8 protein-coding genes are annotated in these 7,093 nt (G+C 30.4%); 1 reads left to right on the forward strand and 7 read right to left on the reverse strand.

What is annotated here, in order from left to right:
* Nucleotides 1-293: 293 nt before the first annotated feature.
* The 3 genes from ACI3VO_RS02155 to ACI3VO_RS02165 form a co-directional block, all read right to left on the reverse strand.
* Nucleotides 294-623 carry a DUF1904 domain-containing protein gene (locus tag ACI3VO_RS02155; protein ID WP_039681307.1) on the reverse strand — a complete coding sequence of 110 codons (330 nt, stop codon included), beginning with the start codon at nucleotides 621-623 and terminating at the stop codon, nucleotides 294-296.
* A gap of 190 nt (nucleotides 624-813) precedes the next feature.
* Complete coding sequence (locus ACI3VO_RS02160) at nucleotides 814-2,061, reverse strand: Nramp family divalent metal transporter (protein WP_439756332.1); 1,248 nt, start codon at nucleotides 2,059-2,061, stop codon at nucleotides 814-816.
* Nucleotides 2,062-2,069: 8 nt separating this feature from the next.
* A complete protein-coding gene (locus tag ACI3VO_RS02165) occupies nucleotides 2,070-2,921 on the reverse strand; it encodes an agmatinase family protein (protein ID WP_439756333.1) in 852 nt (283 codons plus the stop codon).
* Nucleotides 2,922-2,965: 44 nt separating this feature from the next.
* Between ACI3VO_RS02165 and ACI3VO_RS02170 the strand changes: the two genes are divergently transcribed.
* A complete protein-coding gene (locus ACI3VO_RS02170) occupies nucleotides 2,966-3,166 on the forward strand; it encodes a hypothetical protein (protein WP_439756334.1) in 201 nt (66 codons plus the stop codon).
* A 99-nt stretch (nucleotides 3,167-3,265) separates the two neighbouring features.
* Here the strand turns inward: ACI3VO_RS02170 and ACI3VO_RS02175 are convergent, their stop codons facing one another.
* From ACI3VO_RS02175 to ACI3VO_RS02190, 4 genes are all read right to left on the reverse strand, one after another.
* A complete protein-coding gene (locus tag ACI3VO_RS02175; protein ID WP_439756335.1) occupies nucleotides 3,266-4,069 on the reverse strand; it encodes an MBL fold metallo-hydrolase in 804 nt (267 codons plus the stop codon).
* Between the two features lie 18 nt (nucleotides 4,070-4,087).
* Nucleotides 4,088-4,537, reverse strand: a complete 450-nt coding sequence (locus tag ACI3VO_RS02180) for a hypothetical protein (protein WP_439756336.1) — start codon at nucleotides 4,535-4,537, stop codon at nucleotides 4,088-4,090.
* Nucleotides 4,537-5,067 (reverse strand): hypothetical protein, encoded by a 531-nt coding sequence (locus ACI3VO_RS02185; protein WP_439756337.1) that lies wholly within the window; start codon nucleotides 5,065-5,067, stop codon nucleotides 4,537-4,539. The genes ACI3VO_RS02180 and ACI3VO_RS02185 overlap by 1 nt, the downstream gene beginning before the upstream one ends.
* Before the next feature lie 272 nt (nucleotides 5,068-5,339).
* Nucleotides 5,340-6,926 (reverse strand): InlB B-repeat-containing protein, encoded by a 1,587-nt coding sequence (locus ACI3VO_RS02190; RefSeq protein WP_439756338.1) that lies wholly within the window; start codon nucleotides 6,924-6,926, stop codon nucleotides 5,340-5,342.
* Between the last annotated feature and the right edge of the window lie 167 nt (nucleotides 6,927-7,093).

The raw sequence follows: 7,093 nt of genomic DNA on the forward strand, positions 1-7,093 counted from the left end.
TTTTGATTTTGAAAAAATTTATATTGTTAGTTGTTTTTATTTTTTTAATATAATTTCCTACTCGGATTTAATAGTTATTTTATATAAAATTAGACTATTCAAAAATAGGATTAGCTAACTTAAAGAATGGTACTTTTTATCTTATGGGCAAAAAGGTATAAATATCTGAAAAAATAATTGTACTTCCAATACTTAAAAAGGTGTATCATTTTTGATACACCTTTTGTACATTACTCATATTTAGATTCATTTTGTTTTATATACCCAAATTTAGTTAACACATTTATAAATTCTTAGAAGTGCTCTCCATTTTCATAATACTTCTCTTTTTCAAAAACTGTGAAAGCTAAATCCATACTTTCTATATTTAGATTTTCTCTTATATTATTAGTTATTATTTTAGCTACAGTATCTTGCACCTCTTGACCTCTATCAAACCAAGCTACTTCTACAAATGGATATACATCTGCTATCTTACCATTTCTTATAGCAACAGACTTTATACATTCTATTTCAAAATAATCTCTTGGGCATTTTACTGCTTCTACTAATTCATCAATCATCTTTTCACTTATTTTACAGATGTCGTTTTCATTTATTCCTCTTACTTTTATTTGTGGCATAACTTTCCTCCTATTGTTGAATTTATTACTTATATTTTTTAGTCAATATTTCCCATATAGGACAATCTTGTAATAAATATATTATAACAAATTATTAAAAAATAAAAGAATAGAAAGTAATAGAATTTTAATTTCTAATGCAAAAGACGAGCTTATCACTAAAGCTCGTCTCTTTTAAAATTTAATATTTTTAAAACATCGCCATAATACTTTGAATTGCAGATATTAAAGCAGATCCACCAAGTATTATTGTTATTATACCGATAGCTATACCTAAAATTACAGCAATTGGTCCGTTTGTGTGTTCTCCAAGTAATTTCTTATTGCAAGTTACTATTACTAAGTAAATAACTACTATTGGTAAGATTATACCATTAAGAGCTTGTGCCATAAGTATTATAGTTAGAGGAGAGAAACCTGTTCCTGAAACGATTATACCTACTATAACTATAGCTATATTAACATTTCTAAATCTCTTATCGTGATGACCGTATTCCCATCCTAAAAGACCTGCTAAAGTATAAGATGCACCAAGTGGTGTAGCTATTGCAGAAGATAGACCAGCTGCAAATAACCCAACACTTAAGAACACTTTAGCCCAAGATCCTAGTAATGGTTCTAATTGTATAGATAAATCTGCTGCTGAAGTAACTGTAATACCTCTCATTAGAGTTCCTGATGTTATAAGTATAGCAGCTGTTATTAATCCACCTACACCTATAGAAACTATAGTATCCCATTTAGATAATTCAAGCATATCCTCTGAAGGCCAGTTTTCCTTTGCTGAAGATGAATGTATAAAGAAGTTATATGGAACTATAGTTGTACCTATTAAAGATATAACCATCATCATACCTCCAGCAGGTACACTTGGTATAAATCCTCTAGCCACTTCTCCTAAATCTGGCTTAGCTACAAACATTGTAGTTACGAAAACTACTGCCATTACAACAACTAGAGCTGTAAGTAGTCTTTCTAATATTTTAAATGACCCCTTATATACTATAAATAAAACTATACATCCTATAATAGGCCCTATAATTTGACTATCTATACCTGTTATTGTAGATATACCCATCGCACTTCCTGATAGATCTCCTGATATATAAGCTGCACATCCTAAAGTTATAGATATTCCTACTAGGGCTATACTGAAAGTTCTAAGAGCAGGATTTTTAAACTGTTTAGCTATTGCTTCTCCTAGTCCTAATCTTGAAACTACTCCAAGTCTTGCAGACATCTCTTGTAAAACCATTGTAGCTATGATTGAAAATATTACTGTCCATAAAAGCGCGTATCCATAAGATGCCCCTGTTCTTGTACAAGTAGTAACTGTCCCAGGTCCTATAAATGAAGCTGTTATCATAGCCCCTGGACCTATAGCCATTAGCTTTTCTTTTAATGTATATTTCTTTTTAGTAGTTTGTTTAGCTTCCATGGCGCCTCCTATTCGATACCTAATTTATTCTTAGTTACACCAGCTAAGAAGTATATTGACATCCATGTTGCTACGTGGCCTGATACATTGTTAGGGTCTTGACCTGGATATAATTCAACAAAATCCATAGCCTTAGCCCCAGCTTTACCACATTCATGCAGTGCTGCAGCTAGTTCATAAGTTGTAAGTCCACAAAAATCTGGAGGTCCTGCAGGGTTGTTTGCTATATCTAATATGTCTGAACAAACAGTTACATATATTGCATCTGTATCTTTTCCTGCTATTTCAATCGCTTTTTTGATTGATGGTAGTATTCCGTTTAATTTTACTTCCATACCGCTTATAACTGTAGCTCCATTTTCACGAGCTGCTTTAAGACCTGCTGGATTATTTCTAGGTCCTCTTATTCCGAAGTGAACTATTTTTTCTGGATTTACGTTGTCATCTTCGTATAATCTATGGAATGGTGAACATCTCGCAAATTTTTCTTCACCAAAATTATTCATATTGTCCATATGTGCATCAAAATGTATAACACCTATATTTCCATTGTATTTTTTAGCAAATTCGCTTATAAGTGGATATGATATAGAGTGATCTCCACCGAATATTATAGGTAACTTATCTTTATCAAGTATTTTCTTTAAGTATTGTCTCATGCTGTTGAAAGAGAATTCATAGTTTCCATTTTGAACTGGACAATCGCCAAAATCTCCTCCTGTAAAATGGTCGAATACATCTAAATCGTAATCTGGTAAGTATCCGCCGTATCTTATAGATGCTTGACGTATATTCTTAGTAGATAGTTCACATCCTGAATATCCTCCATAAGTACATACACCTTCCCAAGGTACACCCATAAATACTATATCGCTGTTTTCTAAATCTTTTTCATTATTTATTTTTGGTAATCCTAAAAAGCAAGGAACACCGCAGTATAGCAGTTCCTATACTTTTAAAAAACGATGTACTGTACGGAACAGTCAGCATCACAGCTTCTACTACTATTATCGAGTTTATCTACGAAAATTCGTTAAAGGAAGTTTTAGACGACTTAAATTCAAGTGCTAAGTTAGTATCAGATAAAATAAATTCTATTATGTAAAAATAATTTATAATATTCATTGCAAAATATAAGAGGCTAATCGTAAAATAATTTACGGTTAGCCCCTTTTATAGAAACCATTTGGGAAATTAGCTAATTTTACCAGTTTACTTCAAGCCCTACATATGCATCTTTTATATCTAGCGTTTTAAACATCTCTGCTCTTACATGAAATTTAGTGCAGTGACATGGGTATAATTCCCTTATGTCGTTTTCTTTGAAATATTCTATAGTTTTAGAAGTCTGCTCGTTTATCTCTTGAAGGTGAGTACCTCCTATTATGCCAAGTACTCTGTCGTCATTTGCTATTTTTTTGGCGTACTCGATGATGTTGCAGATACCGCTGTGAGAGCATCCTGTGATTATATAAATTCCATCCTTTGTTTTGTATAAAAGAGCAGAATCATCTAGTATATAATCATCTTTAAATTCGCCATTTATTTCTATTTGCCCCATAAGCTTTCTATTTTCAAATTCAACTGTATCTGGAATTTGTCCTAGATAAGTTATATTTTTGCTTATCTTTAGAGGCTCTTTAGAAAAAGTCACATTTGCAAGCTTTTCTATTTCTTCTTTATTATATGGTGCTCCCATATTTTTATTTTCCCTTTTCTTTTTATTAAATGAAAGAGGATGGCAAATTATATTTATTTTTTTATCCTTACTATCTATAAAATACTTTATACCTGTCGTATGATCATAGTGACCGTGTGATAGAACTACTGTATCTACATCCTTTAAATCTATATCTAGGTTTTCGGCATTTTTCATAAACAAATCAGACACACCTACATCTAGTAGAAATTTTTTATCCTCATCTTCTATATAATAAGATGCTCCTCCTTCTCCTTTTAGATTTCTTCCATTTATTGCATAGTTATCTACTAATATTACTAATCTCATTTACATTTTTCCTTCCTATTATTTCTTTTCATCTAGAGACAACATCTCTTCTATTAGAAAATCGTTTATATAGTGAACTAGAGGTAAAAATACTCTATTTAGATAAAACTGAATTCTCTCATTTACCTTGCATCTTCCTAGATGAAAATCAAACGCCTCGCCATTTAAGCTCTTATTTCTATCAGTCATAACTAAAAGGTAGTCGTACATAGCCTTTATATGGTCGTTTTGATTTGTAGGTGTTATTACACTTTTGAACCCACAATCCTCTTCTATAAAAGATTTAGACCAGTCTATAGTCGAGTACTTTACCTTTGAATCTATGTAATCCTTTATTATTTTTGTATCATCTATAAAATTTCTAAATTTTATCAAATAAGCGTTGTTGTCATCGCTTATTGAATTTAGCATATCGCTACTTATTCTCCTAAATTCAAAGCTAATCTTTCTAAGTTCTCTTAAATCCATTATAAACTCACCCCACAATAAGCACAATAAAGTACAGTTTCGCCATCTGATAGAAGCTTTTCAGACGAATTACATATACTGCATTTATACGAAATCTCTTTTAAATCCTTGTCCTTTAATCTATCTACATTTACATTTTCTAGCTTTTTATTGTCCATTTTTATTTGATAGAAATCCTTATTTTGATTTTTATCTATTTCTCTTTCCATACTAGAAAAGCTCAAATCTAGTGATTTACTCGATGAAAGCCTTATATTATTATCACGAGGCTTTTTATCTTGTTCTTTTATTATATTTTTGTTTTTTTCTCTCTTAGCTCTTGTAGTCTTAGATTTTATCTCCCTTGTATAAAAATTCTTTATTTCCTTGCTGAGTCCACAGTACGGACAAAATATCTCGAAATAAATATCTCCGTTTGATTGAATGTCATCTGCTGATAATTTAAACTCACTTTTACAATACGGACATTCAAGTATTATAAACCCTTCGTCGTCTCCTATTATCTTTATATCGCTATTAAATATCTTCATATACATCTCTCCAATATAAGTTTTTAATATGTAATTTTCTATTTAAAATAAATCCTATATATTAAATACCCAAAAACAATACAATAAAATCGTTTAATGCATTATTTTTCCATATTTTTATACTAATCAAAAAAGAGAACCTAAAAATAAATTCTTCCGGGATTAAAATTTATTTTGTTAGATTCTCTTCTTTGTTATGTTACTTAAAATTATTATTTTATTTTTAAAAAACAAATTCATATATAATACAAATTAATTTTTTAAATGCGTTATTATTCAGACAATAATCTATTTACACTTGTTGAACCATTTTGATATAGTGCGTAAACAGTATATTCATTTCCAGCTTTATCCTTATAAATCACATACGCACTTGCTGTCATTTGTCTATCAAATTGAGCTCTTGGTATATCTACTATTGTTCCTAAATAAGTTATATAATTTTCTTTTTCGTTTATTTCATAATTTACTTTGCCAACAGATTTAGCTGCTAATTTATTGTCTACTGTTAGAGTTTGACCTTCTGATAATAAATTAGCAGGAAGTATTAGAGTTCCTTTTTCTACTATTTCATCGCCATCGCTGTATATCTTAGTGCCAAACCTTATACCACTTTTATCATCTACTACCATCTTAACTTGTGCTCCAAGCATTTCAACATGAGCCCATTTAGCCTTATATGTTATATCTTCTATATATGTAGCACCTGATTTATATTCTGTAGTTATATCATCAGTATCCTTGTACCATCCTACAAATGTGTATCCCTCTTTTTTAGGTGTTTCTGGTGTATAGTTTAATTGTTCATCTACACCTACTGATTTAACTATACTTTCAGTACCATTATCTGCATCAAATGTAACGAGTTTTTGAGAATCATTTGAAAGCTTAAAGAATTCTACATCATATGATACAGTACCAAAGATTCCTGTAGCTGTAATATTATACATCATTCCATCTTCACAAGAAAATCCTGAAGGTCTAAATATTATACAACCTTGTTCTCCATAGATATTATTATCTACATAAAGATATCCTTTAGACGATTTGCCAGGAGTTAAAGTCCATTCTTCATTCGTATTTTTACATGTAACCTTTACTGTTACATCTGATGAATCAGATATATAGCTACCTATAGTTAAAGACCATGGAGATTCTTCATCAAAATACTCTATAGGAGTCACTTGAGCTGGCCATGCTACTTTATCAGTGCTCAACAGATTCTCATCATTATCATACATATTATCATTAACATACATAGTTTTGTAAATTCCAACTTGACCAAATCCAGTAGCTTGCATGGCAGGATTTAATATCCATCTTCTATTTTCTACTGTTTTTATATTGCTACTATCAGCCATCCATTCATCTACAATAGTTCTGTTTAAATTGTCATAGTCAGAAGAAGATAAGCTTCCACTATTACAGCCTGCATAACCTTTATTATATAATTCATCGCTCATACCATCTGGTTTATCTGGATAATACGAAGTTTTTTCATTTATAGCTGATATTAATGAACCTGCTTGTGAAAATTGATTGTATGTATCGCTAAGTTTTACATCAGAAAGTCCTGCGATATATCTCATTAGATTTAATGTGTCTAAAGCTGAATTCAATGTTTCGTCAGTTAGTTTTCCTGGTGCATATGGTTGTGTTGTACTTGGTTGTTCTGAATATTGAGTATCGAAATCTAAATTTATATTCTTTTGTTGAACATAATTATAAATTTCTTGTTTAGTATGTTTCTCTACATCTAATCCCTGTGTTTGTTCTGCAAACACTTGAAGAGGCAACATAGCTATAACTAAGCATATAGCTAAAAACGTTGTTCCTAACTTTTTAAAAATTCCCCTCATCTTTCTCCTCCCATATATTTATTTTGGAAAATTTATCATATTTCCATAATATAATTATAAATTAAAGAAACTTATCAAAAAGTACGATTTTAGTAGTACTACTTTACCATAATAAGTAGTACTACTAAAATCATACTTTACATATTTTTAAACCTAATATATTCTAA

The sequence above is a fragment of the Intestinibacter sp. genome (assembly GCF_051866655.1).
Classification (GTDB): domain Bacteria; phylum Bacillota; class Clostridia; order Peptostreptococcales; family Peptostreptococcaceae; genus Intestinibacter.